Here is a 25,371-nt window from a genome sequence, read left to right on the forward strand (position 1 = left end):
CGATGCCGGCGGCGTGGCCGACGCCACCGGGACCAGAGCGGCGCGGACCCGGACTTTCATGCGCGGGCGGCCTCGGCTGGACGGCGATCGGGGTGCGGCGCCCGCCGGGGAAGTAGCCGGGCCGGCGGGGAACGCTGCCAGGCCGGTCAGCGGGGGAAGGTTGCCAGTTCGTGCACTGCGGCTGCCAGGTCGCGGTCGTAGCCCGACTCGATCAGCTTGCGGCAGCCTGGGTCGCCGGCTGCCGCCAACCGGCGGATGTCGTGGATGGAGGCGCTGATGCGGTCGCGCGTCTCGCGTACCATTTGGGTGGTTTCGCCTCGCCAGCCGTAGGCCTCGAGCATCAGGCGTAGCCGGCGGGGGCGGTCGGCGAAGGCGGTGAAACCTTCGGCGGTGGCCACGTGGCGGGCGGAGAGCGGCACCCAGGCGAAGGCCGTGAAGGCCAGGTCGGCCTCGGCGGTGACCGGGCCGGCGAAGTCCCAGCCGAAGAAGCCGGTCACGCGGTCGCCGGACCAGACCGCGTTGCAGGGGGCCGCGTCGTTGTGCCCGATGATCAGGCCGGGTTCCCAGTCGCCGCCCTTGCGCCAGACCGCGTCCGGCGGCGGGACGAAGTCCGCGACCACGGCGTGATATTCGCGCAGCCACTGTGCCACCTGCCACAGTGTTTCGTCGCTGTGCACCCAGGGCGGCCAGGGCTTGTCGTCGCCGAGGCTTTCGCCGGGCAGCAGCGTGAGGATCTCCCGGCCCTGGCCGTCGATGCCGCGCGGTGCCGGCGCGCCGTCGAAACCGGCGTCCTCGAGGTGCTTGAGCAGGGCGAATACAGCGGGCGTCCAGTCACCGGCCGGCCGGCGCACGGTCTGCCCCACACGGACCGCACCTCCCGTCCGGCCGCCGGGTAAGTCGTGCTCCAGGTTCATGATCATCTACGGTAGCGGGGGCCTGGAGATCACGCAGCGCCCGGTCTGAGGGGGTCGGCGGCGAGCCTGCGGTAGTACGGGTCGGAGTCGATCAACTCGTCGTGGGTGCCCGCCGCGGTGACCACGCCGTCGTCGATGACCAGGACGCGGTCGGCGGCGTGCACGGTGGAGAACCGGTGGGCGATCACGACCAGCGCGCAGACCGCGGCGACCTCGCGCAACGCCACCGCCAGCGCGCGTTCGCCGTCCGGGTCCAGGTGCGCGGTCGGCTCGTCGAGCAGGATCAGGCGGGGCCGGGCCAGCAGGCATCGAGCGATGGCCACCCGCTGCCGCTGCCCGCCGGAGAGTTGCCGCCCGCGCTCGCCGACGGATGTGTCCAGCCCGGCGGGCAGGGCGGCCACCACGGCGTTCAGCCCGGTCATCGTCAGCACCCGGTGCAACTCGTGCTCGGTCACCGACGGTCCGGCGCCGTAGAGCAGGTTCTCCCGCAGCGTGCCGGCCAGCAACGGGCAGTCCTGTTCGACCAGGCCGACGGCGGCGCGGTGCCGCGCGTACGGCACGAATCGCACATCCCGCCCGTGCAGCAGCACCGACCCGCTGTCGGGCTCGTAGAACCGTTCGGCCAGCGCGAACACCGTCGACTTGCCGGCGCCGGACGGCCCGACCAGGGCGATCAGACCGTGGTCGGGCACCGTGAACCGGATGCCGCGCAGCACCGGGCGGTCCGGGTGGTAGCCGAACCAGACGTCCCGGAACTCGAGGACCGGCGCGGGCCGACGCTGCATCGGCACCACGGCGACCGGCTGGTCCCGTTCGACGGGCAGCGCCAGCACCTCGTTGATCCGGTGCAGCGCGCCCGAGCCCTGCTGGATCGCGCTGACCGCCTGGAAGATCTCGTAGACGGGGGCCGACAGGTACGTCATTGCCAGGGTGAACGCGACGAGCCGGCCGAGGCTTGTCTCCCCGGCCGCGACCCGGCCGGAGCCGACCATCAGCACCGCGAGGAAGGCGCCGCTGACGGCGAGGTCGTTCGTCGGCCCGCTGAGCGCGACGAGGCCGGCCATCCGCAGGTTCGACAGGTACGCCCGTCCGGCGGACCTGTCGATCCGGGCGGCCTCGACCGGTTCGGCCCGGCAGGCCCGCACCGTGCGTACCCCGCCGAGCGCCCGTTCCAGGTCGGCGGCGAGGGTGCCCTCGGCCGCCTGCGCGGCCCGCGACGCGACGCGCAGCCGGCCCACCACCACGAGCAGGCTCCCGATCGCCACCCCGAACAGCAGCACGACGAGGATCAGCAGCCACCGGTCCAGCCAGCCCAGCAGCAGCACGGTGGCGACCAGGCCGGCCACGCCGGCGATCCCGGTGCCGAGGCTCTGCGCCACCAGGGTCTTGACGATGGTGGTGTCGCCGCAGGCCCGGGCGATGACATCACCGGTTCGCACGTGGTCGAAGACGGACAGCCGCACCCGCAGCATGTGGGCGGTGACCTGGCGGCGCAGGTCGCGGGTCATGGTCTCCCCGGTGTAGGCCTGCACCCAGCGGGCCAGCGCGAGCGCGGACGCCTGCGCGGTGAACAATCCGGCGAGGGCGCCGAGCACCGGCCACGGCACCCGACCACCGGCGGCCGCGTCGATCGCCCGGCCGGCGAGCAGCGGCTGCGCCAGGGCGAGGGCGGAGCCGAGCAGGCTGAGCCCGGCGGCGAGCGCGATCCATCGCCGGTAGCCCCGGGTGAGCCGCCGCAAGTCCCGCCAGCGGGCCATGTCGGCGGAACCGGGCATGCGACGACTCCTCGGCATTTATCGGCCGAAACTGCCGAACGGCCTGAACCACACGCTAGGCACCCGTGACCGCGGGCGGCAACCGCCCGGTCACTCCCCGGCAGCGTCGGATCCCGGCCCATGTCCCTCGACCGGGAGCGATGACACAATGCGGTCATGACGCTGCTCGCCGCGATGCTCAGCGACCCCGACCTGCCCGAGGCCGTCGCCACACCGGAAGCGAGCCTCTCCCGGCACGAGCTGCTCGGCTGGGCGTGTGCCGTCGCGGAACGGATCGCCGGCGCGCCGATCGTGGCCGTGCACGCCGCACCCGGCCTGCCCACGATCGCCGCCGTCGCCGGGGCCCTGCTCGCCGGGGTGCCCGTCGTCCCGGTGCCGCCCGACGCCGGTGAGCTGGAGCGGGCGCACATCCTGCGGGACTCGCGGGCCGCCCTGATCCTGTCGGACGATCCCGGAGCGGCCGGCGACTCCCCCGTTCCGGTGGTCCCCATCAGTGATCGTAAACGGCCCGGCAGCATGCCTGCGGCAGTCGAAAACCGGACCGCCCTGGTGCTCTACACCAGCGGCACGACCGGCCCGCCGAAAGGCGTGGTGCTCTCCCGCGACGCGCTCGCGGCCTGCCTGGACGCGCTCGCCGAGGCCTGGGAGTGGACGCCGGGCGACACGCTCACGCACGGACTACCGCTCTACCACGTGCACGGCCTGGTGCTGGGCGTTCTCGGTCCGCTGCGGCTGGGCGGGCGGTTGCGGCACACCCTCAGGCCCACCCCTCAGGCGTACGCGGAAACGCCCGGCACCATGTATTTCGGCGTGCCCACCGTCTGGTCCCGGATCGCGAACGCGCCCGCCGCGGCACGCGCCCTGGCACCCGCCCGGCTGCTCGTCTCCGGCAGCGCACCCCTGCCGGTGCCGGTCTTCGACGACCTGCTGCGGCTGACCGGTCAAGCCCCCGTCGAGCGGTACGGGATGACCGAAACCCTGATCACGGTGAGCGCGCGGGCCGGCGGGGAGCGTCGTCCCGGCCACGTCGGTACACCGCTGACCGGTGTCCGGACCCGCCTGGTCGACGAGTCCGGTGATCCGCTGCCGCACGACGGCACGACCATCGGCAACCTGCAGATCGCCGGACCCACCCTGCTCGACGGGTACCTGCGCGGCACCGGCACCGAGCCGCCCGAGCTGGCCGGCGGCTGGTTCCCGACCGGCGACGTCGCCACCGTCGGCCCGGACGGCTGGCACCGGATCGTCGGCCGCGCCTCCACCGACCTGATCAAGACGGGTGGTTACCGGGTCGGCGCCGGCGAGGTCGAGGACGCCCTGCTGCTGCACCCCGCCGTCCGCGAGGCCGCGGTGATCGGCACCGGCCATCCCGACCTGGGCGAGCAGGTCACCGCGTTCGTCGTCGCGGATCCGGTGACGGCGGAGGAGCTGATCACTTTCGTGGCGCAGCGGCTGGCCGCGCACAAGCGGCCCCGCGTGGTGCGGCTGGTCGAGGCGCTCCCCCGCAACGCCATGGGCAAGGTGCAGAAGAAGCGCCTCACCGCGATGTGAGGCGGCGCCCGGTCAGCCGTCGTGATCCCCGTCGGTCAGGTCCGCCGCGGCGACGTCCTCGGGGTCGCGCACCCAGGCGGAGAAGACCGGGACACCGTGCCAGGGCCCGCCGGGCTGGGCGGTGACGGCGACGACGGCGTACGGGTGGGCGAACCGCAGCTCGGCCCGGCGGATCACCTGCTCCGGCGGCAGCGAGGTGGGGAAGAAGTATCCGCTGACCGCGGCCGCCTCGAACCCGAACCGGCTGAACCGGGCGGTCGCCGTCTGCTTCGCCTCGAACCGCGGCTCCGGCCGTCGCAGCAGCCGCGCCAGCACCCGGGTCGCGGCCGGGAACCCGAGCGCCGGGTCGGCAGCCAGGTCGTGCTCGGTGGTGGCGGACCAGGCCGGCAGCAGGGCCCGCACGAACTCCCGCCGGCTCTCGTGACCGCGCTCCTCGCTGATCGTCCAGAGCGGCGTCTCGCCCAGCGGCAGGTCGAACAGCGACTTGGCGGCCGGTGGCGTACCCGTCTCGGTGACCACCGCCGGGGCGATCTCGTGGGCGGCGGCGAGCACCCGGTCCGGGGCGACGTCCGCGGCGGCGGCGACCGAGACCACGTGCAGGCCGTCGGCGGACGCGACGTGCACGATCACGTCACCGGCCGCGGCGGTGCCGGCGACGAAGGCGGCATGACCGTACTCCGGGGACCACAGGACGGTGCCGAGCCGGTCGGCCCACGCGCCGCCGAGCCGCCCGGCCGGTGCCACCTCGAACGGGTCGATCCAGGAGACCTTGGTGGCCAGGGCGCTGGCGAGCAGGAGCAACAGGTCCGCCGCCGGCTCGCCGGGAAACTCCTCGATCATCCCGTACGTGTGCTCGCGGGCCCACCGGTCGAGGCTTTCCTTGTCCGGCAGCGGCCCGACCTCGGTGGCCTCCGGCAGTGCCGCCGGCCAGTCTCCGAGACCGGCCGAACCGGCGTGCCACACCGCTGTCGCGGCCGCGACCAGGGGATGCGGCCGGGCCAGCAGTTCGCCGGCGATCCGGGCCGCCTCCGCCGGTTCGACGCCGAGCGGGTCGGCGAGTTCGCCGGCCGGTCCCGACGACGCGGTAAGTGCCAGCAGCAGCCACGCCCCGAGCGGTGAGGCGATGTGGTGCCGGTCGCCGGCGGCGGTGTGCAAACGCTGCGCGTACCGGTGGAGCGCGGTGGTCCAGTCCTCGGCCATCGGATCATCTTCCCGGACCGACGTGGCGTTGCGGAAGGACGAGGTCGGCGACGACTCCGCAATGGTCGGTCGCCCACACCCCGCCCACCGGCTCGTCGAACGCCAGCCGGCAGTCGACCACCTCCAGGCTCGGGCCGTGCGTGCCGCAGCGGACCATCACGTAGTCGATGCGGCGCCCGGTCTCCAGCGGCATCGTGCCCTCCCGGACCAGCGGGTTGCGCGGGGTGAACGTGTAGCCGGGCTCGTCCGGGTGCACGGTCTCCCAGGCGTCCCGGTAGGCGACGCTGAACTGCTGCAAAGACTGCCGCCCGGTCCAGAACCGGATGCTCGCCGAGTCCGGGGTGTCGTCGAGGTCCCCGGCCAGGACGATGTGCGGGCGGCGGCCGGCGAACCGCTCCTCCACCATCCGCGCACAGAGCACCGCCTGGGTCTCCCGCTCGTAGGAGTACCCGAACTGGTACGTCGGTTTGTGGTGCACGAAGAACAGCGGCCCGAGCGGTGACTCGACCTCGGCCACCACCGCCGCCGACCACGGCAGGTCGACCCGGTCGGTGACCCGAAGATCGATTTCGGACACGGCGCCGAGGGGCCAGCGGCTGGCGAGCACCGCGCCGACGCCGTTCTCGGAACGCCGGGAGTGCCGGGCCAGCTGGTACCCGGGTCCGAGCAGGTCGGTCGCCTGGTCGTACTCCTCGCCCCAGACCGTCTCCTGAAGCGCGACCAGGTCGGGGCGCAGAGCTGCCAGCCCGGCGCGCAGGGCGGGGCGGCGGCGTTCGTAGTCGGCGTTCTCCGGCGAGTAGAGATTGAGGGTCATGACTCTCAACGGCGTCGGCGGCATACCGCTGTCGGTTACCGGAAGTGGCCGGTCCAAACGCGCGGCGGCCGGACGGGGGTAGCGTTGGCGAGCATGATCCCTTCCTGCCCCGAATGCGGCACACCCGGTGTGCCGCTGCTCTTCGGCCTGCCCGTCGCGGAAGCGATCGACGCCGCCGGCGACGGTGACCTGGCCCTCGGCGGCTGCGTGATCCGCGAGCCGGCCCCCAACTGGCAGTGCCCCGCCGGCCACCAGTGGCGCGACGCCGACGAGCGCGCCTGGGACCAGCGCCTGCAGGCGGTCCTGTCCGCCCACGGCTACCGCCCCTGACGGTCACCCGCGGGGGCCCGTGACGCGCACGGGCCCCTGCGGCTTCACCCGTCGGTCAGCGGGTGGTGTGTGCCAGCTCGCGGGACGGGGTCGCAGGGGCCGGGGTGGCCGGGGCCGGGGTGACGGTGGCGCGGCGGCCGAGCACGGCTACCGCGGCGAGCAGGGCCAGCAGGATGACGGCGAAACCGGTCATCACGGTGGCCGCGGGCAGGGCCTGTGTGGCGATGCCGAGGGCGATCGCCGGGACGCCGAGGCCGAGGTAGGCGATCAGGAACAGGCCGGCCAGGGCGGCACCGCGCTCGGCCGGGGCCGCCGACGCCGCGACCGCGCCGAGGGCCGCCTTGAAGAGCACGCCCGCGCCGATGCCCGCGGCGACGCCACCGATCAGGAACAGGGCCAGACTCGCGGTGTGCATGCCGGTCACCAGGGTGACGATGCCGCCGGCCTGGGCGAGCAGGCCGAGCCGGGTCTTCGCCGGGCCGCTGAGCCGGCCGGTCAGGGCCTGCGCCGCGGCGGCCGCGCCGAACACCGCGAAGACGATCGCGCCGGCCAAGGCCCGCGACGGGTGGTGCAGGGTGCCGGCCACGAAGCCGGGGGCCAGCGAGGTGAAGACGCCGAACACCGCGAACGAGGCGAGTGCCGACGCCGCGGCGGCCAGGTAGACGGTCCGGTCGCCGTGGGCGCCGATCCGCTGCGGGCGGTACTCGTACCGGCCCGCCGGCCGGACCACCGTCTCCGGGGTCAGTGCCACGAGCACGATGCTCAGGAGCAGGAGAACGGCGAAGACGATGTACGGCGTACGCAGCGGAGCCGGCACGAACTGCGCCAGAAGTCCCGCGATGAGCGTGCCCAGCCCAAGGCCGCCGCTGTTGGCGGCGGTGGAGACCACCTCGAAGCGCTGGCGCGAGGCGCCCGGCCGGTGCGCCGCGTGCAGCTCCTGCAGGTGGGCCGTGGCGGTCGCGGTGATCATGCCGACGCCGAGACCGGTGACGAACCGGGCGGCGAGCAGCACCGGCAGCGACGTGCTGGTGAGGAAGAGCACCGCGGCGAGCAGTTCCAGCGCCAGTGCCGGTATCAGGATCCGTCTGCGCCCGAGCCGGTCGGAGACGTGCCCGGCGAGCAGCAGACTGATCACGACGCCGACCGCGTAGACGGCGAACACGACAGTGACCGTGAAGGTGGAGAAGCCGTCCCGCTGCATGTAGAGCGGGTACAGCGGGGTCGGCACGGTGGAGAAGGCCATCGCGGTGAGGAAGGCGACGGCGATCGACCAGAACCCGGCGTGCAGGCGGGCGGGCGAAGCGTTCATGAGCTGACTGTCGCGCGCCCCGAGTATCAACACCAACGAAAGAAACAGCTGACAACCATCTCGATCGTTGATACTTGGGTCGTGGAACTCCGTCAGCTCGAATACTTCGTCGCGGTCGCCGAGGAGCAGAGCTTCACCCGGGCCGCCACCCGGCTGTACGTCGTCCAGTCCGCGGTCTCCGCCGCCGTCAAGGCACTCGAGCGGGACCTGGGCGTACCCCTGCTGGAACGCAACTCGAAACGGGTGGTGCTGACCGACGCGGGCACGGCGCTGCTGCCGCGGGCCCGCTCCACGCTGGACGCCGCCCGCGACGCTCGGGACGCGGTCTCCGAAGTGCGCGGCGGCCTGACCGGCACCCTGCGCATCGGCACACTCACCTCGATCCGGATCATCGACCTGCCCGCGATGCTCGGCGAATACCACCGCCGGCACCCGGGCGTGCTGCTGCGCACCAGCGCCGCGCCCTCCGGCTCCGCCGGGCACCTCCAAGGCATCGTCGAACACCGCCTGGACCTGGCGTTCGTCTCCCTGCCCGGCGCGCGGCCCACCGGCGTACGCCTGATCGAACTCACCAGTTCCGTCCTCGACCTGGTCGTCCCGGCGGACCACCCGCTCGCGGAGCGGGCCGAGGTCCGCCTCACCGACCTGGCCGGGCTGGACTTCATCGACTCACCGGCCGGCTACGGCAACCGGGCCGTCACCGACCGCGCCTTCGAAGCCGCCGGGGTGGCCCGCCGCGTCACCATCGAGATCGCCGACATCGCCACCGGCGCCGCCCACGTCGGTCACGGACTGGGGGTCGCGCTGCTGCCCCGGTTCGTCGTGACCGGCGAGCCCGGCGTGGCCGTCGTACCCGTCACCGGCGCCGACCTGGTGTGGCCGCTCTCCCTCGCGGTCGCCGCCGACCGCACACCGGGCGCCGCCGCGCGCGCCCTGATCACCCTGCTCACCGAGACCGTCCGCACCCCGGGAGCCGCCACATGACCCGGTACGTCATCGTCCGCACCCCGGGAGCCGCCACATGACCCTGTACGTGATCGTCTGCGCCACCGGACCCGCCCCCGGCGTCGGCCGGCTCGTCGGGCAGGCCCTCGGCCAGGGCTGGGAGGTGCAGGTCGTCGCCACCCCGCCGGCGCTGGACTTCATCGACACGGCGGCGATCGAGGAGCAGACCGGGCGGCCGGTGCGCAGCCGCCCGCGCCGGCCCAGCGAACCCAAACCGCCCCGGCCGGCGGCGATCGTGGTGGCGCCGGCCAGCTACAACACGATCAACAAGATGGCGCTGGGCATCGCCGACACCTATCCGCTCAGCCTGCTCGCCGAAGCACCCGGCCTCGGCATCCCGGTCGTGATGCTGCCGTCGGTGGGACCGGCCCTGGCCGGCCGGCTCCCGTTCCGGCGCAGCGTTGATCAGTTGCGGTCGGAGGGCGTACGCGTCCTCGACCCGCCCGCCGAACCGGAGTTCCCGTGGCACCGCGCCCTGGAACAGCTGCCCCAGCCGTAGCCCGAGTGCCCGACGGCCGTGATCTCAGTCCCCGACGACCTTGAAGAGGGCGGCCACCTCGGCCTGCGACAGGTGCCGGAAACCGCCCGGACGCAGGTCGCCGAGGCGGATCGGGCCGACCGCCGTGCGGATCAGCCGGGTCACCGGGTGACCGACCGCGTCCATCATCCGGCGCACGATGTGCTTGCGGCCCTCATGCAGCGTGATCTCCACCTGCGCGGTCTTGCCGATCGCGTCGACCAGGCGGAAGCTGTCCACCTTCGCCGGCCCGTCCTCCAGCTCGACACCGGACTGCAGGGCTCGGCCCACGCTGCGCGGCAGCGGCCCCATCACCTCGGCCAGGTACGTCTTGGAGACGCCGTACGACGGGTGCATCAGCTTGTGCGCGAGACCGCCGTCGTTGGTGAACAGCAGCAGGCCCTCGGAGTCGGCGTCGAGCCGGCCCACGTGGAAGAGCCGCTGCTCGAAGTTGGCGCCGAGGAAGTCGGCCAGCTCGGTGCGGCCCTTCTCGTCGTCGAGGCTGGAGACCACGCCGCGCGGCTTGTTCAGCGCGACGTAGACCAGCTTGGTGTTGGTGATCACCCGCTGCCCGTCGACGTGGATCTCCGCCGTGGCGGGGTCGACCTTGTCGCCGAGTTTGGCAACCCGGCCGTTGACGGTGACGCGCCGCCGGAAGATCAGATCTTCGCAGGCGCGCCGGGATCCAACACCGGCCGCCGCCAGGACTTTCTGGAGGCGTTCGGCGGTGTCAGCCTGAGGCATCGAGCACTTCTTCCACATCGTCGGGCAGGAATGGAGCAAGCGGCGGAAGCTGGTCGATCGAGTTGAGACCGAGCTTCTCGAGGAACAGCACGGTGGTCCGGTACAGGTATGCCCCGGTTTCCGGTTCCGTGCCGCACTCCTCGATGAGGCCGCGAGTGACAAGCGTACGCATGACGCCGTCACAGTTCACACCGCGGATGGCCGAGATGCGCGAGCGCGTCACCGGCTGCTTGTAGGCGACCACGGACAGTGTCTCCAGGGCTGCCTGGGTGAGTCGCACCGACTGGCCGTCCAGCACGAACCGCTCGACATAGTGGGCGTACTCCGGACGGGTGTAGAGCCGCCACCCACCGGCCACCCGCCGCAGGTCGATGCCGTGCCCCGCCGCCGTGTACCGCGCCGACACATCCTCCAGCGTCCGCGCGATCCGCTCGACCGGCTCCTCCATCACCTGCGCCAGCTGCAACTCACCCACCGGCTCGTCAACCACCAACATGATCGACTCCAGGGCCGCCGCCAGCTCCGCGTCGGTGAGGACCACCACGGGCGTACGGTCGGCGCCCGCACCAGGCGCACCCCCACCGTTACGCGGCCCCCTGAGCTGCGCCGGAACCGAGACCTGCGCCGCCCCCGAGGCCGGCGCGTCGCCCTGCGGGCGTACGCCACCCGGCGGCGCGAGGTCGGCCTGCGGAGGTACGCCAGCCGGCGGCGCGAGGTCAATCTCCGGGCGTACGTCAGTCGGCGGCGCGAGGTCGACCTGCGGGCGTACGTCAGTCGGCGGCGCGAGGTCGACCTGCGGGCGTACGTCAGTCGGCACGGGGTCGGCCTGCGGGCGTACGCCAGCCGGCCAGGGTGCGTCAGTCGGCCGGGGTGGGTCCGCCTGGGGGGCCGCGTCGGCCGGTGCCGCCGGCGCGTCCACCGGCACGTGCTCCTCGTCGTCGGCATCCGGCTCGGCGGCCAGCTCCTCCGCGGCCTCCTCGACGGAATCCGGCAGCGGCAGCTCCGGGCCGACCTCGTCCTCGCTGGGCTCCGGCTCCTCATCGGCCACCGGCAGATCCTGCGGCGCGTCCACAGCGTCCCGCAGCCCGTCCCCAGCCGGCTCCCGCTCGCCGACCGCGACCTCCGCGCCACGCCCGGCTTCCGCGGGCTCCGCGTCACGCCCACCCGCAGCGGGTGCTGCGTCTCGCTCGCCCACCGGGGGCTCCGCGTCACGCCCGGCTGCCCCCTGGGCCCGCCCGGCCCCCTCGGCCCGCCCGGCCCCCTCAGCCTGCTCGGCGGCGGCCTGGTACTCCCGATCGGGCTCCTGCCGGCGCTCCCACGGCGGCACCCATGCGGCCGCCTGGGCGGCCAGGGAGTCCGCTTGCTCCTCGCTGCTCACGATCTCTCCTCCACGCCGTCACCCTCGCCAAGATCACCATTGGGCGGCCGCTCGTCAAGATCGCTCAGGTCGAAATCGTCCGAAACGGTGCCCATTCCGGCATCATCGGCCCCCGGGCCCTCCCCCGGCACGGAGTTCGGCTCATCGGAACCCTCCGGGGCCGGTTTCGTCCCCTCGTAGTCGTCGATGTCCAGCTCCACCTCGCCGCCCTCGGCCCCGCCGATCCAGCGCACGGTCAGCTCGTCCAGTGAGACCGGCTGCTCGAAGTCGACCAAGCCTTCGCGGTAGAGCTCCAGCAGCGCCAGGAACCGCGCGACGACCTCGAGGGTGTTCTCACAGTCCGCCACCAGCAGGCTGAACGTGGCCGCCCCGGCCCGGCGCAACCTGTCACGCAGCAACGCCGCGTGCTCGCGGACACTGACCCGGACCTGGTGGATGTGGGCGATCGACACCTGCGGCGGGCCCGGCTTGGGCAGGAAGTTGCGCAACGCCAGCTTCAGCAGCCGTTCCGGGCCGACGCCGAGGACGAGTTCGGGCAGCGCGTCCGCGTACCGCTGCTCAAGAGTGACCAGACGCGGCCAGCGACGCGCCCCGGCGGCCTCGAGCTCCGCGATGTGCGCGGCCGCTTCCTTGTACGCCTTGTACTGCAACAGCCGCGCGAAAAGCAGGTCCCGCGCCTCCAGCAGCGCCAGGTCCTCCTCGTCCTCCACCTCGGCCGCGGGCAGCAACCGGGCCGCCTTGAGATCCAGCAGAGTCGCCGCGACAAGCAGGAACTCGCTGGCCTCGCCCAGGTCCCAGTCGTCGCCCATGGCCCGGATATAGGCGATGAAGTCGTCGGTGACCTGGTGCAACGCCACCTCGGTGACGTCCAGCTTGTGCTTGCCGATGAGCTGCAGGAGCAGATCGAACGGGCCGGTGAAGTTGTCCAGCCGTACCGTGAATCTGCCGGAATCGGCCTCGGCCGGCTCCACCGTCACGGCATCATCGGTGTCGGCGGCGCTCTCGACGACGCCGGTCGTGGGCTGGGCGGACTCTTCGGGCACGATGCGACCGTAGACCATGCCGGTCACAAGCTGATCCGGGCTCACGCTGTCGGTCCTCCAGGTCTTCGCCGGACAGCTTCCGCACCGTCCAACGTCCGCGACCTGTGACCGGTTGCTCTCAGCCGGTTACCACCCTTCTCCGCCACCGTTGTTCGCGGGCCGCCCCGCCGTGCGGCGGGGCGGCCCGGAGATCACTTCTTCTTGACCTTGACGGTCTTCACCTTGGCAGTCTTCACCTTGGCCGGCTTGACCTTGGCGGGCTTCACCTTGGCGGGCTTCGTCTTCGCGGGCTTCTCGACCGTCACGGCCTTCGGCTTCACGGCCTTCGGCTTCGCGGTCTTCGGCTTGGTCGCCTTCTTCGTCGCGACCTCGGCCTTCACGGCCTTCGCCTTGACCTCGTCCTTGACCTTCACGGCCTTGGCCTTGACGTCCTTGGTCTTCTTCGCCACAGCGGCCTCCCTTCCGTCATCGTCATCGCGGGACCGGGTGGCCTGCGTCCGAACGACTCTAATGGCCGGACGTCAATTCCTGTTCACGTTCCAGCCATGTCCGCCGCGCGCCACCTCTCCCCGGCCCACCTGCCCCGCATGACTCCCCCAGCCCACCTGCCCCGCATGACTCCCCCGGCCCAGCGGCCCCGCATCACTCCCAGGCCCAGCCGCCGCGCGTCACTCCCTCCCCGGCCCAGCCGCCCCGCAACACTCCCCCTGCCCAGCCGCCGCGCGTCGCCCCTCCCCTCGCCGCTCCCCCGGCCCAGCCGCCGCGCATCGCCCTCCCCCAACTCGCCTATTGAGTTGCCGGGGACGGCGTCTACGGGTAGGCCTGGACGTATGTCGATTTTGGATGATCCCGGACTGTTCGGCAGGCAGTGGGCCGGCGGCTACGACCAACCCGGCAATCCCGACCCCGCCCCGGCCGTCGAATTCCTCGCCGCACTGGCCGGCGACGGGCCGGTCCTCGAACTCGCGATCGGCAGCGGCCGGGTGGCGCTGCCGCTTGCCGCACACGGCATTCCGGTCGAAGGCATCGAGGCCTCGCCGGAAATGGTGGAGCTGATGCGGGGCAAACCGGGCGGCGCCGACATCCCGGTAGTGGTGGGCGACATGGCAGACGTGGCGGTCGACGGCGCGTACCCGCTGGTCTATCTCGTCTTCAACACCCTGTTCAACCTGACCGTGCCGGGCCGCCAGGAGGACTGCTTCCGCAACGTGGCACGGGTGCTCACACCGGGCGGGCGGTTCGTGGTGGAGACGTTCGTGCCGGACGAGGAACAATTCGACCGCGACGAGCGGGAGGTGCAGGTGCGGGCGGTCGCGGAGGATGCGGTGACGGTGCGGATGCACCGGTACGACCGGGTGGCGCAAACCTTCCTCCGACAAACGCTGACGTTCACCGACGGCGGGGTGAAGCTGCAGCCGTTCGGCATGCGCTACCAGTGGCCGGAGCAGATCGACGCCATGGCCGGGGCCGCCGGGTTGCGCCTGGAGGACCGGTTCGCCGACTGGGACCGCACCCCGTTCGGCCCGGAGAGCACGAGCCACATCTCGATCTACCGCAGAACCGACTGACCCACTGGCAGTCAGACCCGCGCCCGCCTCAGCACCAGCCGCCCGGGCCCAGCTGTCACCCACGGTCGCACTAGACGCACCAAACCAGCCCTGGGTGACAGCCACCCACCAGCTGTCACCCACGGTCGCACTAGACGCACCAAACCAGCCCTGGGTGACAGCCACCCACCAGCTGTCACCCACGGTCGCACTAAACGCACCAAACCAGCCACCAGTGACAGCCACCCCGGGTCGGGCCGGGAGTGGCCAGGGCCGGGCTGACTGGGCGTTTGGGGCAGCTGCCGGGCGCGGGCCGCGTTTGGCAAGCGGCAGGGCGGCAAGCCCGGGGAGGGGCCAAGGCAGGGCTGGAAGCGTGGGCTCGACCAGCGAGCCTTACCTCGGCGGCGCAGGGCTCGCAGCGCAGGGCTCGCGGCGCGGGGCTCGCAGCGCAGGGGCTCGCAGCGCAGGGGCTCGCAGCGCAGGGGCTCGCAGCGCAGGTGCTCGCAGCGCAGGTGCTCGCAGGGCGGGGGTCGGCGGGTGGGTTAGGCCCAGACTCGCAGGAAGAGGACGCCGAGGAAGTCGAGGACGCGGTGGAGCAGGGGGTAGCCGGTCGGGAAGAAGGCGAAGATCAGCAGGATGAGGACGCCGATGTTCTTGTCCTCGAACCAGAGGCGCATCCAGTTCATGCTGGCGCCGGGCCGGCGCATCGCGTTCCACAGGATGCCGAAGCCGTCGAGCGGGGGGATCGGGATCAGCGCGAGCAGGCCGAAGGCGAGCAGGCCGACGCCGAGGGAGAGCAGCATCTGCTGGGCCGCCGGGAGGGCCACCCCGCGCAGGATGTCGCCGAGGCCGGCCTGGGCCAGCACGAATTCGGCGGTTTCCGGGAAGACCAGGGCGTACGTCGCGATCAGCAGTTCGCCGGCGAGGATGCAGGTGACCGGGCCGGCGATGAAGACGGCGGCGGCCCGGCCGCGGCCGCGGAAGCGGGGCACCTCGTCGACAGTGAGTTGGCGGCCCCAGCCCATGCCGCCGACCGCGGCGGAGACGGCGCCGAACGGGTCGATGTCCTCGCGGGGGCTCAGCCGCAGCGAGACCCGCCGGTCGGCGAGGCCGGCGGTGCGGACGGTGAACCGGATGGCGAGGGCCCGCAGCGCCAGCCCGAGAAGGAAGGCGACCACGAGGGCGACGAACGCGAGCGGCTCGCCGAGAGCGAAGAGCACGGGTGGGGAACCTAGCCTCGTTCGGCCTTTGCGGCGATGACCTCGCGAGCGAGCTGACGGTAGTTGCGGGCGCCGGACGACGCCGGGTCGAGCGAGGTGATCGGCGCGCCCGCGACGGTGGACTCCGGGAACTTGACCGTCTTGGTGATGACGGTCTGGTACACCTTGTCGCCGAACGCCTCGACCACGCGCTGGAGCACCTGACGGCAGTGGGTGGTGCGGGAGTCGTACATGGTGGCGAGGATGCCTTCGAGCTCGAGGTCGAAGTTGAGCCGCTCGCGCACCTTGTCGATGGTGTCGAGCAGCAGCGCCACGCCACGCAGGGAGAAGAACTCGCACTCCAGCGGGATGAGCACGCCGTGCGCGATGGTCAGTGCGTTGATCGCCAGCAGGCCCAGCGAGGGCTGGCAGTCGATCAGGATGAAGTCGTACTCCTTGCGGACCGAGCGCAGCGCCCGGGCCAGCGCCATCTCCCGGGCCACCTCGTTGACCAGCTGGATCTCGGCCGCGGAGAGGTCGATGTTGGCGGGCAGCAGGTGCAGGCCGGCCACATCGGTCTTGATGATGACGTCCTCGGTGGTGACGTCGTCCTGCATGAGCAGGTTGTAGACGCTCAGGTCGAGGTTGTGCGGGTTCACGCCGAGACCGACCGAGCAGGCGCCCTGCGGGTCGAAGTCGACGAGCAGCACCTTCCGCCCGTACTCCGCGAGGGCGGCACCCAGGTTGATGGTGGTCGTCGTCTTTCCGACACCACCCTTCTGGTTCGCCAGGGCGATGATCCGGGCCGGGCCGTGCCGGTCGGTCGGCATCGGCTCGGGGATGGGGCGGCGCATCGTGTACGCCGTGGGGTCGGCCGGGCCCAGGTCGGCTCCGAGATCGAGGGAGTTCTGCTGTTCGCGGAGCGTGGAAGTCCAGGCCTCCGCACGCTCGCCGTTCCCTGACATGACCCCGCCCCCTCCCGACTCGAAGCTGTTTGCCCGGTTCGTATTCAATTTTGCCTCGCGGGCCAGCTCAGCCGATGCCCGACTGTACGCCACCCGCGCCGCCCGTCCGGGGTCAGCCGTTCGGCGTGTCGCACCTACGGGTACGCAGCTCCTAACGAGCGCGTGGGTGAGAGGTGGCGTACACCTCCCGGAGCCGTTCGACGGTCACCAGCGTATACACCTGCGTCGTGGTCACCGACGCATGTCCCAGAAGCTCCTGCACCACGCGGACGTCAGCGCCGCCGTCGAGCAGATGCGTGGCGTACGAGTGACGCAACGTGTGCGGGGAGACGGCGTACGGGCCGTCCACCGGCAGCCCGGCCGCGGTCGCGCAGCGGTGCAGCACGGTCCAGGCGCTCTGCCGGGAGAGCCGGCCGCCACGGGCGTTCAGGAAGATCGCGGGAGTGCCCCGGCCGGCCTCGGCGAGCAGGGGCCTCGCCCGTACCAGATAGGCCTGCACCGCGGTCCGCGCATAACCGCCCACCGGGACCACCCGGCTGCGCCCGCCCTTGCCGCGCAGGACGGCCGCGCTCTCGTCCAGCGAGTCCAGTTCCAGGTCGTCGATGTCGGCGCCGACCGCCTCGGAGATCCGCGCGCCGGTGCCGTAGAGGAACTCCAGCAGCGCCCGGTCCCGCAACCCCAGCGGCGAGTGGGTGTCCGGCACGGCGAGCAGCCGGGTCACGTGGTCCACGTCGAGCGCCTTGGGCAGGCGTTTCGGCGGCGTCGGCGGGCGCACGTCGGCGGTCACGTCCTGGGCCGCCAGCCGCTCGCGCACCGCGAACCGGTGCAGCCCGCGCACCGCGCTTATCGCCCGCGCCGCCGAACTGGAGGCCAGCCCGGACTCGCGCAGGCGGGCCAGGTGGCCGGTGACGTGGGCGGGGCGCACCTCGCCGATTTCGGTGACACCGGCCTCGGCCAGTTCCCCGGCGTACCGTTGCAGGTCACGCCGGTAGGAGGCGAGTGTGTTGCGGGACAGGCCCCGCTCCACGCCGAGGTGGTCGAGGTACGCCGTGATCGCCCGATCGAGACTCAGCGCAGCACCTCCGTCAGGGGTATCGCACGCATGCCGTGCGCCTCGGCGACCGGGCCGTAGACGACCTGCCCGTCGAACGTGTTCAGGCCGCCCGCGAGTGCCGGATCGGTTCGCAGCGCGTCCCGCCAGCCCCGGTTCGCCAGCTCCAGAGCGTACGGGAGAGTGACGTTGGTGAGCGCGTAGGTGCTGGTGTTGGGCACCGCGCCGGGCATGTTGGCCACGCAGTAGAACATCGATCCGTGCACCGGGTAGGTCGGCGCGTCGTGCGTGGTGGGCCGGGAGTCCTCGAAGCATCCGCCCTGGTCGATCGAGATGTCGACGAGCACGCTGCCCGGCTTCATCCGGGACACCAGATCGTTGGAGATCAACATCGGGGCCTTCGCCCCGGGCACCAGCACCGCGCCGATCACCAGGTCCGCGTCGAGCACAGCCTTCTCGATCTCGTACGCGTTCGACGCGATGGTCTGCACGTGCCCGCGGTAGTCGGCGTCCACCGCGCGCAGGCGTGCCACATTCTTGTCGAGCAGCAGCACCTCGGCCTGCATGCCGAGGGCGATCGCGGCCGCGTTGAGGCCGGACACGCCCGCGCCGATCACCACGACCTTCGCCGCGTAGACGCCCGGCACACCGCCCATCAGCACGCCGCGGCCGCCGCCCTGGCGCATCAGGTGGTACGCGCCCACCTGCGGTGCCAGCCGGCCGGCCACCTCGGACATCGGGGCCAGCAGCGGCAGCGACCGGTCCGGCAGCTCGACCGTCTCGTAGGCGATCCCGGTCACCTTGCGGTCGAGGAGCGCGTCGGTGCACTCCTTGGAGGCGGCCAGGTGCAGGTAGGTGAAGAGGACCTGCCCGGCCCGCATCCGGTGGTATTCCTCCGGGACCGGCTCCTTCACCTTGAGGATGAGGTCACCGGTCCCCCACACCGCGTCGGCGTCCGGCAGGATCGTCGCGCCGGCGTCCGAATAGTCACTGTCCGTGATCGACGAGCCGAGGCCGGCACCGGCCTGCACGTAGACCTGATGGCCGGCCCGGGTGAACTCGAACACCCCGGCAGGGGTGATCGCCACGCGGAACTCGTTGTTCTTGACCTCGCTGGGAATGCCGACCTTCACGAGCCGACACCGTCCTCTCTCAACACTGAGCTGGGGTCCCCTCTGCGCGGAGAGTACCCCCGTAGACCTCCGGTTTCGCGGCTCATGTCCCGCGATACCCCCGTTGGCGGCCCGGCGCACGGCGAGGGGGTACGGTCGCCCGATGATCGGCCTTCCCTGGCTCCTGGTCGACGAGACCATCGATGACGGTGACACCGTCGTCGCGGCGTGCGCCGACATCGACGGGCTGTTCGCCGACCCACCCGAACCGCCCCTGGAGCGTTACACACTGCTCGACTGCACGCCCGCCGGCCGGTTGCGGGCGGCGTGTGACGGAACCGGTCCGGCGTGGGTGGGCAATATCGGTCTCGCAGTGTTGCACGACCCGGAGCTGGACCAGGAACTCCTCGACGTCACGGTCGTCGACGCCCGCCGTTCGTCGCGCCACGGCCCGCTCGACGTCGTCCTGACCGGCCGGCTGCGCCGGGACGGTGGCCGGCACCCGGCGAGCCCACCCGACACCGACGGCTTCGATCTCGCCGGGATCGTCGCGGGCGGCGAGGAGGACTTCGGCGCCTGCGGCGGGACCGCCGGCGTCTTCCGGGACCGGCCGGCGCCGGCGCCACGGCCGGCCACCCTGATCGGCTGCCGGCCCGGCCCACGGCTGCAACGGGCCATCGACGCGCTGGCCCGCGGCGCCGGCAGGCCCGGCGGGGCACGTCACCGGCGCTGGGTGAACGCCTCGATCTTCCAGGCCGGCCCGGACGGCGGCCAGGCCCGGGCGCTGGACACCGGGCTGGGTGCCGAGGTGGCCGGCGTGGTGCCGTCGTTGCTGGGTGACGGGCTGCTGGACGTGCGGTTCGAGCCGACCTACGCGGACGCGGTGGGCCCGCCCCGGCCGCGGCGGGCCCGCCGGGTGTGGGAGCAGTGGCGGGCCGGCCGGCCGGCGGAGCCCGGCAGCTGGGCCGGGTACGACCGGGAGCTGCGCCACGAGTGGGCGGGCGTCGCCCTGACCCATCACCGGCACACCCCGGACCGCCCACCGGGCACCACCTACCACCTCGACGGCCGGCACGTCACCGACGAGGAGGGCTTCTACTGCGCGATCGGCGAGGCGGTCAACGGGCCCGGCGGCTACTTCGGATGGAACCTGGAGGCGCTGCACGACTGCCTCCTCGGCGGGTGGGGCGCCGCACCCGGGTTCCGGCTCGTCTGGCACGACTCGGCGGTCGCCCGGGCCGCGCTCAAACCCGGTTACGACCGCCGGTGGTGGGCGCCGGCACTCACCATGGACCACCTTCTGGGCCTGCTCGCGGCCGACGGCGTGGACGTCGACCTGCGATGAATCCGGGTCGACACCGACGATGAATATCGGTCAGCCGACGAAGACGCAGAAGGTGTGACCGTCGGGGTCCGCGTACACCCGCAGGGGCTCTTCCGGGTCGTCGCTGCGATCGAAGCGCAGCGTGCCGCCCAGGCTGAGCACCCGCTCGTGCTGGCGGTCCAGTTCCGCCTTGGAGCCGACCGCCGTGTCCAGGTGCATCTGCTGCGGCACCGCGTCGTCCGGCCACGTCGTCGGCCTGATCCCGTCGGTCTGCTGGAACGCGAGCTGCCACGACCCGTCGTCGGCGAGCAGGACCAGCCAGTCCGGCCCGCCCTCGTCGGGGTCGCCGGAGGCCGGTGGCTCGTCGCCGGGCCGGTACTCCAGGCCGAGCAGGTGCCGGTAGAACTCGGCGAGCCGCCGCGCGTCCGACGTGTCCAGAACGAAAGACCTCAGCTTCGGAACACTCACGTCCCTGGTTCTACCCCGGCAGCCGGTCGACAATCACCGGACCGGGAGCAGCCCGACACCCGCCTCCGCTGTCATGGTCACCGCGACGGCCGGCAGCGTGGGCCGCGACCGGCCGGTGATGTCGCCCGGCAGATCCGCGGCCGGAAATCCCACCCGGCGCGGGGCCCGCGGCAAGGTGGCCGGCGGCGAGCATGCCGCGAGTGGCACGTCGGGCACGTCGACAAACGCCGGTCAGATTGATGTCGCCCATGGCGAGAAATTGTCTTTCGGACCCCGGAACGAAAGGGCACCGGCAGTAAATTCGGCATGGGCGTCAATATATTTCGACGCCCCGGAAATCGCGGCCCGCGGCTCAACCCCGCGCCGCGCGCGGTCCGCTGACGGCCAGGTAAAGCCCATAGGCGAACTCAAGAGCGCCGATCACCATGAACACCACGCCCACTTTCGTCAGCGTGAAGACCGGGATCTCGACATCGCCGGCGAACAGCCACAGCAGTAGACCGATCACGAACGTCACGGAGCCGGTCAACAGGTTCTTACTCATCGCGCTCACCGCTTTTCACCTCTCGATCAGCTGGGCCGGATGCCCGCCCGCGGCCCTTTTCTGGAACCTATCGGGTGTCCCGGTTTCGCGCGTCCGGCCGGAGGTGTAGTCAGCAGTACTCCGAATGATGTAGCACCTCAGCGACCGGACCCGGAACCTCAGTCCCGGTTCCACGGCTCCGGCTGGTCGGTTTGCAGGCGCAGTTCCCGGGCCAGCACCGCGGCCTGGACCCGGCTGCGCAGATTCAGCTTGGTCAGGATGCGGCTGACATGCGTCTTGGTCGTCGTGCTCGCCATCCCGAGCACCGCGGCGATCTCGCGGTTGGACAGGCCCGCACCGATGTGCGCCAGCACCTCCCGTTCCCGGGTGGTGAGCTCGTCGAGCCCGTCCGGAGTTTCGCCGGGCGGCCCGGCGTGCTGCTGCGCGAAGGCGTTGATCACTCGGCGGGTGACCTCCGGGGCGATCATTCCCTCGCCCCGGGCGACCAGCCGGACCGCTTCGATAAGCGCCTCCGCGTCGGTGTCCTTCAGCAGGAAACCGGCCGCGCCCGCCCGCAACGCGCCGTAGACGTACTCGTCCAGGTCGAAGGTGGTCAGGATCAGCACGTCGGTGAACTCCGCCAATTGCCGGGTCGCCGCGATGCCGTCCATCCGGGGCATCCGGACATCCATCAGCACCACGTCCGGTCGCAGCCGGTGGGCCAGGTCGATGGCCTCCGCACCGTTGGCGGCCTCGCCGACCACCTCGATGTCCGCGGCCGCGCTCAAGACCAGCACCAGGCCGGCGCGGACCGCTCCATGGTCGTCGGCCACCAGGACCTTCGTCGTCACTGACTCATCTCCTCTACGAGCGGGCAGGCCCGAATCTACGAGCGGGCAGGCCGAATCTACGGCCGGCGGACCCCGATCTACGGGCCGGCAGAGCCGGACACGGGCAGGCAGACCCGGACCCGGAACGTGCCCCCGGCAGCCTCGGCGGAGAACGACCCGCCCAGCAGCGACGCGCGTTCCCGCATCCCGATCAGCCCGGCTCTCGCGCCGAACGTCCCGGCCGGATGGCCGGAGGCGGCAGGGATGCCGTTCTCGACGGTCATCATCAGCTGTCCGGGCTGGTACTCGATGGTCATGTCGGCCTCGCCGGCGCCGTGTTTGATCGCGTTCGTCAGGCTCTCCTGCGCGATCCGGTAAGCAGCCATGTCCACCGCCGCCGGCAACGGGCGCGGCACCCCGGCGGTCTTCATCCGTACGGTGAGGCCCGCCTGCTCGACCTGCCGCACCAGTCCGGGCACGTCGCCGATCCCGGGGATGCCTGCGGATGCGCTGGTGTCGTTCATCCGGAGCAGGCTGATCGACTCGCGCAGCTCGGCAAGCCCACGGACGGCGTTCTCCCGGATCACCGTCAGGGCTTGGCGTGTCTGTGCCTGCCGGTCCTCGCCCAGTTGGAGCGCGCCGGTCGAGTGGATCGCGATGATGCCCAGATGATTGGCCACCACGTCGTGCAACTCACGTGCCATCCGGGTGCGCTCAGCGGCCACCGCCTGCCGGTTGTCCAGCTCGGCCAGACGCGCCACCTGCTCAGCGTTGCGGCGTTCCGCCTCCGACTGGTCGCGGTGCTGGCGGATCGAGATGCCGCTCCACACCGGAAGCACCAGCACGATGGCGAGCAGGACGCCGGTCACCGCGGCGTCCGCCTCCTGGTATGTCAGCATCGAGGCGATCGTCACGCCGACGGTGAGCATACCGCCGATCCACAGCAGCAGCCGGGGCAGCCGCCGGGGACCGTGCACCGCGGCGTCGTGCAGGATCTGACTGAAGATCACCACGGTCGCCAAGGACGGGCCCACCGCCACGTCCGCCGCGGCCGCGGCGGTGCCCAGCCCCAGGCCCACGAGCGGCCGGTTACGGGTCAGACCGGCGGCGATCCCCGCGACGACGGCCGCGGCGAGCAGCCACCCGGGATGCGACGTCTCTTCCGTCGCGCCCAGGGCCATCAGCAGCACAGCACCGCTGACGCACGCCGTGGCGACCAGCACGTCACGCCGGTTCAGGCCGGTGGGCATCATCTGTCCATCATGCTGGGTGCCCGATCGGCCACCCCCGTCACCTCCGGCGACCGCACCATGAAGCCGGCACCACACCACGAAGCCGGCGCCGGACCGAGAACGGCCCGGCGCCGGAACACTCGGCGTGACACCGTCAGCCGGCGCGCAGCACCGACCAGCCGGAGTCCCGGGCCCGGGCGGCCGCCAGCAGCCCCGCGACGGCCGCCGCGTTGGTGATCTCGCCTCGGAAGACCATCTCCACCGCCGCGTCCAGGTCGACGCGGCGGACCTCCAGGTCGGCCTCCTCGGCGGTGCGCAGGTGGCGGTCCGCCGACGGCACCGGCGCCAGATCACGGGCCAGGTAGACCAGCACGAACTCGTTGCTGAAACCGGGTGACGCGTGCAGGTCGACGAGCCGCTCCATCCGGCCGGCCGTGAGATCGACCTCTTCGGCCAGTTCCCGGGCGGCGGCCTCCGCCGGGTCCTCGCCCTCGACGTCGCAGAGGCCGGCCGGCAGCTCCCAGAGGTGGGCGCCGACCGCGTGCCGGTACTGCTTGATCAGCACCACCCGGTCCTGCTCGTCGAGGGCGACCACGACGACCGCGCCGTAGTTCTCCACCACGTCGCGGGCTGCCGAGGAGCCGTCCGACATGCTGACCTCGTCGGTGTAGACCGAGAAGATCGCACCGCGGAACCGCTCGGTGCGCGACAGCCGTTCGTGCGCGAAGGCCATCGGTCAGGCCTCGGCCGGCTCGATGGGTACCGGCAGCTCGTCCGCGGCCGCGTAGGTGATCGCCGCCTTGACCAGGCCGTCGAAGAGCGGGTGCGGCCGGGTGGGCCGGCTCTTCAGCTCCGGGTGGGCCTGGGTCGCCACGAAGTACGGGTGGACGTCCCGGTCCAGCTCGATGAACTCGACCAGCCGGCCGTCCGGCGACGTGCCGGAGAAGACCAGGCCGGCCTGCGACAGCTTGTCCCGGTAGTCGTTGTTCACCTCGTAGCGGTGCCGGTGCCGCTCGGAGATCTCGGTGGCGCCGTACACCTCGGCGACGATGGAGCCCGCCTTCAGCGCGGCCGGGTAGGCGCCCAGCCGCATGGTGCCGCCCATGTCGCCCTTGCCGGCGACGATGTCCTCCTGGTCGGCCATCGTCGAGATGACCGGGTAGGTGGCCGTCTCGTCGAACTCCAGCGAGTTGGCGCCGGCCAGACCGGCCAGGTTGCGGGCCGCGTCGATCGTCATGCACTGCAGGCCGAGGCAGAGCCCCAGGATCGGGACGCCGTTCTCCCGCGCGTACCGCGAGGTGTTGACCTTGCCCTCGATGCCGCGCACGCCGAAGCCGCCCGGGATCACGATGCCGTCGACGCCCTTGAGGGCGGTCGCCGCACCCTGCGGGGTCACGCAGTCGTCGCTCGGCACCCAGCGAATCTTGATCTTGACGGTGTTGCCGAACCCGGCGGCCCGGATCGCCTCGGTCACCGAGAGGTACGCGTCCGGCAGGTCGACGTACTTGCCGACCAGCGCGATCGTGATCGTCCGCTTGGGGTGGTGCACCCGCTCCAGCAGGTCGTTCCAGGTCTTCCAGTTGACGTCCCGGAAGGACAGGCCCAGCCGGCGTACGACGTACGCGTCGAGCCCCTCGTCGTGCAGCACCTTCGGGATGTCGTAGATGCTCGGCGCGTCCGGGCAGGCGATGACGGCCTCCCGGTCGACGTCGCAGTAGAGCGCCAGCTTGTGCTTCATCTTGTCCGGGATCTCCCGGTCGCTGCGGCAGATCAGCGCGTCCGGCTGGATACCGATGTTGCGCAGCGCCGCCACCGAGTGCTGGGTCGGCTTGGTCTTCAGCTCACCGGACGGAGCGAGGTACGGCACCAGGGAGACGTGCAGGTAGAACACGTGGTCCCGGCCGACCTCGTGCCGGACCTGGCGGATCGCCTCGAGGAACGGCAGCGACTCCATGTCGCCGACCGTGCCGCCCACCTCGGTGATCACGACGTCCGGGACGCGGCCGTTCTCGTCCGGATCGGCCATCGCGAAGATCCGGCTCTTGATCTCGTTGGTGATGTGCGGGATGACCTGCACGGTGTCGCCCAGGTACTCGCCGCGCCGCTCCCGGGCGATGACCGCGGAGTAGACCTGGCCGGTGGTGACGTTCGCCTTGCCGGAGAGGTCACGGTCGAGGAAACGCTCGTAGTGCCCGACGTCGAGGTCGGTCTCGGCGCCGTCCTCGGTCACGAAGACCTCGCCGTGCTGGAACGGGTTCATCGTGCCGGGGTCGACGTTGAGGTATGGGTCGAGTTTCTGCATCACGACGCGGAGACCGCGGGCGGTGAGCAGATTCCCGAGGCTGGAGGCGGTGAGGCCCTTACCCAGCGAGGAGGCGACGCCCCCGGTGACGAAGATGTGCCGCGTGTCGCGCACTGTTGAGGCCAAGGCCCGCTCCCGTGGTCGCCTGTCTTTTACGAACTTGCGGCGGGGGCCAGGCCCCATCCACGGGAGTTCACCGTAACACTGTTTGCCGGAGGTGCCACGTTCGGCCTGGTCT

Annotated in this window: 26 protein-coding genes; 6 read left to right on the plus strand and 20 right to left on the minus strand. The window is 71.9% G+C overall.

What is annotated here, in order from left to right:
• Positions 1 to 146 precede the first annotated feature (146 nt).
• On the minus strand, positions 147 to 914 hold the full coding sequence (locus LPA41_RS37320; protein WP_229076005.1) for an aminoglycoside phosphotransferase family protein: 768 nt from the start codon (positions 912 to 914) through the stop codon (positions 147 to 149).
• A gap of 29 nt (positions 915 to 943) precedes the next feature.
• Positions 944 to 2,689: an ABC transporter ATP-binding protein gene (locus LPA41_RS37325; protein WP_229076006.1), complete on the minus strand. Its 1,746-nt coding sequence runs from the start codon at positions 2,687 to 2,689 to the stop codon at positions 944 to 946.
• A gap of 156 nt (positions 2,690 to 2,845) precedes the next feature.
• On the opposite strand from LPA41_RS37325, the gene LPA41_RS37330 reads away from it, so the two are divergent.
• On the plus strand, positions 2,846 to 4,240 hold the full coding sequence (locus LPA41_RS37330; protein ID WP_229076007.1) for an AMP-binding protein: 1,395 nt from the start codon (positions 2,846 to 2,848) through the stop codon (positions 4,238 to 4,240).
• Between the two features lie 12 nt (positions 4,241 to 4,252).
• On the opposite strand, the gene LPA41_RS37335 is transcribed toward LPA41_RS37330, so the two are convergent.
• Both LPA41_RS37335 and LPA41_RS37340 read right to left on the minus strand, forming a co-directional pair.
• Positions 4,253 to 5,440, minus strand: coding sequence for a hypothetical protein (locus LPA41_RS37335; RefSeq protein ID WP_229076008.1), 1,188 nt, complete (start codon positions 5,438 to 5,440; stop codon positions 4,253 to 4,255).
• A 4-nt stretch (positions 5,441 to 5,444) separates the two neighbouring features.
• The gene (locus LPA41_RS37340) at positions 5,445 to 6,254 is read right to left on the minus strand and encodes an endonuclease/exonuclease/phosphatase family protein (protein ID WP_229076009.1); all 810 of its coding nucleotides are present in this window, start codon (positions 6,252 to 6,254) and stop codon (positions 5,445 to 5,447) included.
• 93 nt (positions 6,255 to 6,347) lie between these two features.
• On the opposite strand from LPA41_RS37340, the gene LPA41_RS37345 reads away from it, so the two are divergent.
• Positions 6,348 to 6,584 (plus strand): hypothetical protein, encoded by a 237-nt coding sequence (locus LPA41_RS37345; RefSeq protein ID WP_229076010.1) that lies wholly within the window; start codon positions 6,348 to 6,350, stop codon positions 6,582 to 6,584.
• Positions 6,585 to 6,639: 55 nt separating this feature from the next.
• On the opposite strand, the gene LPA41_RS37350 is transcribed toward LPA41_RS37345, so the two are convergent.
• Positions 6,640 to 7,893, minus strand: a complete 1,254-nt coding sequence (locus LPA41_RS37350) for an MFS transporter (RefSeq protein ID WP_229076011.1) — start codon at positions 7,891 to 7,893, stop codon at positions 6,640 to 6,642.
• Between the two features lie 81 nt (positions 7,894 to 7,974).
• Here LPA41_RS37350 and LPA41_RS37355 point away from each other — a divergent pair, with 81 nt between their 5' ends.
• Together LPA41_RS37355 and LPA41_RS37360 are read left to right on the plus strand one after the other, a co-directional pair.
• Positions 7,975 to 8,877 carry a LysR family transcriptional regulator gene (locus LPA41_RS37355; protein WP_229076012.1) on the plus strand — a complete coding sequence of 301 codons (903 nt, stop codon included), beginning with the start codon at positions 7,975 to 7,977 and terminating at the stop codon, positions 8,875 to 8,877.
• 37 nt (positions 8,878 to 8,914) lie between these two features.
• Positions 8,915 to 9,397 (plus strand): flavoprotein, encoded by a 483-nt coding sequence (locus LPA41_RS37360; protein WP_229076013.1) that lies wholly within the window; start codon positions 8,915 to 8,917, stop codon positions 9,395 to 9,397.
• Positions 9,398 to 9,421: 24 nt separating this feature from the next.
• On the opposite strand, the gene LPA41_RS37365 is transcribed toward LPA41_RS37360, so the two are convergent.
• From LPA41_RS37365 to LPA41_RS37380, 4 genes are all read right to left on the minus strand, one after another.
• Complete coding sequence (locus LPA41_RS37365; protein ID WP_229076044.1) at positions 9,422 to 10,177, minus strand: pseudouridine synthase; 756 nt, start codon at positions 10,175 to 10,177, stop codon at positions 9,422 to 9,424.
• Complete coding sequence (gene scpB / locus LPA41_RS43450) at positions 10,146 to 10,976, minus strand: SMC-Scp complex subunit ScpB (RefSeq protein WP_374238264.1); 831 nt, start codon at positions 10,974 to 10,976, stop codon at positions 10,146 to 10,148. The genes LPA41_RS37365 and scpB overlap by 32 nt, the downstream gene beginning before the upstream one ends.
• A 557-nt stretch (positions 10,977 to 11,533) precedes the next feature.
• Positions 11,534 to 12,598, minus strand: coding sequence for a ScpA family protein (locus LPA41_RS37375; RefSeq protein ID WP_229076045.1), 1,065 nt, complete (start codon positions 12,596 to 12,598; stop codon positions 11,534 to 11,536).
• Positions 12,599 to 12,771: 173 nt separating this feature from the next.
• A complete protein-coding gene (locus LPA41_RS37380; RefSeq protein ID WP_229076015.1) occupies positions 12,772 to 13,029 on the minus strand; it encodes a hypothetical protein in 258 nt (85 codons plus the stop codon).
• A 381-nt stretch (positions 13,030 to 13,410) separates the two neighbouring features.
• Between LPA41_RS37380 and LPA41_RS37385 the strand changes: the two genes are divergently transcribed.
• Entirely contained in the window at positions 13,411 to 14,148 is a 738-nt protein-coding gene (locus tag LPA41_RS37385) for a class I SAM-dependent methyltransferase (protein ID WP_229076016.1), read from the plus strand.
• A 521-nt stretch (positions 14,149 to 14,669) separates the two neighbouring features.
• Here the strand turns inward: LPA41_RS37385 and LPA41_RS37390 are convergent.
• The 4 genes from LPA41_RS37390 to ald all read right to left on the minus strand — a co-directional run bounded on the left by LPA41_RS37390 (position 14,670) and on the right by ald (position 18,475).
• Complete coding sequence (locus tag LPA41_RS37390; RefSeq protein WP_229076017.1) at positions 14,670 to 15,347, minus strand: hypothetical protein; 678 nt, start codon at positions 15,345 to 15,347, stop codon at positions 14,670 to 14,672.
• A gap of 11 nt (positions 15,348 to 15,358) precedes the next feature.
• Positions 15,359 to 16,291: a ParA family protein gene (locus LPA41_RS37395; protein ID WP_229076018.1), complete on the minus strand. Its 933-nt coding sequence runs from the start codon at positions 16,289 to 16,291 to the stop codon at positions 15,359 to 15,361.
• 151 nt (positions 16,292 to 16,442) lie between these two features.
• Complete coding sequence (locus LPA41_RS37400; RefSeq protein ID WP_229076046.1) at positions 16,443 to 17,363, minus strand: site-specific tyrosine recombinase XerD; 921 nt, start codon at positions 17,361 to 17,363, stop codon at positions 16,443 to 16,445.
• Positions 17,360 to 18,475, minus strand: coding sequence for an alanine dehydrogenase (gene ald / locus LPA41_RS37405; RefSeq protein ID WP_229076019.1), 1,116 nt, complete (start codon positions 18,473 to 18,475; stop codon positions 17,360 to 17,362). Before ald ends, LPA41_RS37400 begins: the two co-directional genes overlap by 4 nt.
• Before the next feature lie 142 nt (positions 18,476 to 18,617).
• Between ald and LPA41_RS37410 the strand changes: the two genes are divergently transcribed.
• Positions 18,618 to 19,799: a barstar family protein gene (locus tag LPA41_RS37410; protein ID WP_229076020.1), complete on the plus strand. Its 1,182-nt coding sequence runs from the start codon at positions 18,618 to 18,620 to the stop codon at positions 19,797 to 19,799.
• 30 nt (positions 19,800 to 19,829) lie between these two features.
• On the opposite strand, the gene LPA41_RS37415 is transcribed toward LPA41_RS37410, so the two are convergent.
• From LPA41_RS37415 to LPA41_RS37445, 7 genes are all read right to left on the minus strand, one after another.
• The gene (locus LPA41_RS37415; protein WP_229076021.1) at positions 19,830 to 20,246 is read right to left on the minus strand and encodes a VOC family protein; all 417 of its coding nucleotides are present in this window, start codon (positions 20,244 to 20,246) and stop codon (positions 19,830 to 19,832) included.
• A gap of 33 nt (positions 20,247 to 20,279) precedes the next feature.
• A complete protein-coding gene (locus LPA41_RS37420; RefSeq protein ID WP_229076022.1) occupies positions 20,280 to 20,453 on the minus strand; it encodes a hypothetical protein in 174 nt (57 codons plus the stop codon).
• A gap of 145 nt (positions 20,454 to 20,598) precedes the next feature.
• Positions 20,599 to 20,790 (minus strand): DUF5708 family protein, encoded by a 192-nt coding sequence (locus tag LPA41_RS37425; RefSeq protein WP_229076023.1) that lies wholly within the window; start codon positions 20,788 to 20,790, stop codon positions 20,599 to 20,601.
• A 158-nt stretch (positions 20,791 to 20,948) separates the two neighbouring features.
• Positions 20,949 to 21,620 (minus strand): response regulator transcription factor, encoded by a 672-nt coding sequence (locus LPA41_RS37430; RefSeq protein WP_229076024.1) that lies wholly within the window; start codon positions 21,618 to 21,620, stop codon positions 20,949 to 20,951.
• 77 nt (positions 21,621 to 21,697) lie between these two features.
• Positions 21,698 to 22,852 (minus strand): sensor histidine kinase, encoded by a 1,155-nt coding sequence (locus tag LPA41_RS37435; RefSeq protein WP_229076025.1) that lies wholly within the window; start codon positions 22,850 to 22,852, stop codon positions 21,698 to 21,700.
• Between the two features lie 133 nt (positions 22,853 to 22,985).
• Complete coding sequence (locus LPA41_RS37440) at positions 22,986 to 23,564, minus strand: NUDIX domain-containing protein (protein WP_229076026.1); 579 nt, start codon at positions 23,562 to 23,564, stop codon at positions 22,986 to 22,988.
• 3 nt (positions 23,565 to 23,567) lie between these two features.
• Complete coding sequence (locus LPA41_RS37445; RefSeq protein WP_229076027.1) at positions 23,568 to 25,259, minus strand: CTP synthase; 1,692 nt, start codon at positions 25,257 to 25,259, stop codon at positions 23,568 to 23,570.
• Positions 25,260 to 25,371: the final 112 nt, after the last annotated feature.

The sequence above is a fragment of the Actinoplanes sp. DH11 genome (assembly GCF_020873875.1).
Classification (GTDB): Bacteria; Actinomycetota; Actinomycetes; order Mycobacteriales; family Micromonosporaceae; genus Actinoplanes.

Excerpts from the sequence above, each read along its gene's own strand:
- LPA41_RS37330 (WP_229076007.1), top strand. The coding sequence starts at position 2,846 with ATGACGCTGCTCGCCGCGATGCTCAGCGACCCCGACCTGCCCGAGGCC.
- LPA41_RS37425 (WP_229076023.1), bottom strand. The coding sequence starts at position 20,790 with ATGAGTAAGAACCTGTTGACCGGCTCCGTGACGTTCGTGATCGGTCTA.
- LPA41_RS37375 (WP_229076045.1), bottom strand. The coding sequence starts at position 12,598 with ATGGTCTACGGTCGCATCGTGCCCGAAGAGTCCGCCCAGCCCACGACC.
- LPA41_RS37345 (WP_229076010.1), top strand. The coding sequence starts at position 6,348 with ATGATCCCTTCCTGCCCCGAATGCGGCACACCCGGTGTGCCGCTGCTC.
- LPA41_RS37410 (WP_229076020.1), top strand. The coding sequence starts at position 18,618 with ATGATCGGCCTTCCCTGGCTCCTGGTCGACGAGACCATCGATGACGGT.
- LPA41_RS37350 (WP_229076011.1), bottom strand. The coding sequence starts at position 7,893 with ATGAACGCTTCGCCCGCCCGCCTGCACGCCGGGTTCTGGTCGATCGCC.
- LPA41_RS37320 (WP_229076005.1), bottom strand. The coding sequence starts at position 914 with ATGAACCTGGAGCACGACTTACCCGGCGGCCGGACGGGAGGTGCGGTC.
- LPA41_RS37385 (WP_229076016.1), top strand. The coding sequence starts at position 13,411 with ATGTCGATTTTGGATGATCCCGGACTGTTCGGCAGGCAGTGGGCCGGC.
- LPA41_RS37340 (WP_229076009.1), bottom strand. The coding sequence starts at position 6,254 with ATGACCCTCAATCTCTACTCGCCGGAGAACGCCGACTACGAACGCCGC.
- LPA41_RS37440 (WP_229076026.1), bottom strand. The coding sequence starts at position 23,564 with ATGGCCTTCGCGCACGAACGGCTGTCGCGCACCGAGCGGTTCCGCGGT.
- LPA41_RS37360 (WP_229076013.1), top strand. The coding sequence starts at position 8,915 with ATGACCCTGTACGTGATCGTCTGCGCCACCGGACCCGCCCCCGGCGTC.
- LPA41_RS37365 (WP_229076044.1), bottom strand. The coding sequence starts at position 10,177 with ATGTGGAAGAAGTGCTCGATGCCTCAGGCTGACACCGCCGAACGCCTC.
- LPA41_RS37335 (WP_229076008.1), bottom strand. The coding sequence starts at position 5,440 with ATGGCCGAGGACTGGACCACCGCGCTCCACCGGTACGCGCAGCGTTTG.
- LPA41_RS37435 (WP_229076025.1), bottom strand. The coding sequence starts at position 22,852 with ATGATGCCCACCGGCCTGAACCGGCGTGACGTGCTGGTCGCCACGGCG.
- LPA41_RS37325 (WP_229076006.1), bottom strand. The coding sequence starts at position 2,689 with ATGCCCGGTTCCGCCGACATGGCCCGCTGGCGGGACTTGCGGCGGCTC.
- LPA41_RS37395 (WP_229076018.1), bottom strand. The coding sequence starts at position 16,291 with ATGTCAGGGAACGGCGAGCGTGCGGAGGCCTGGACTTCCACGCTCCGC.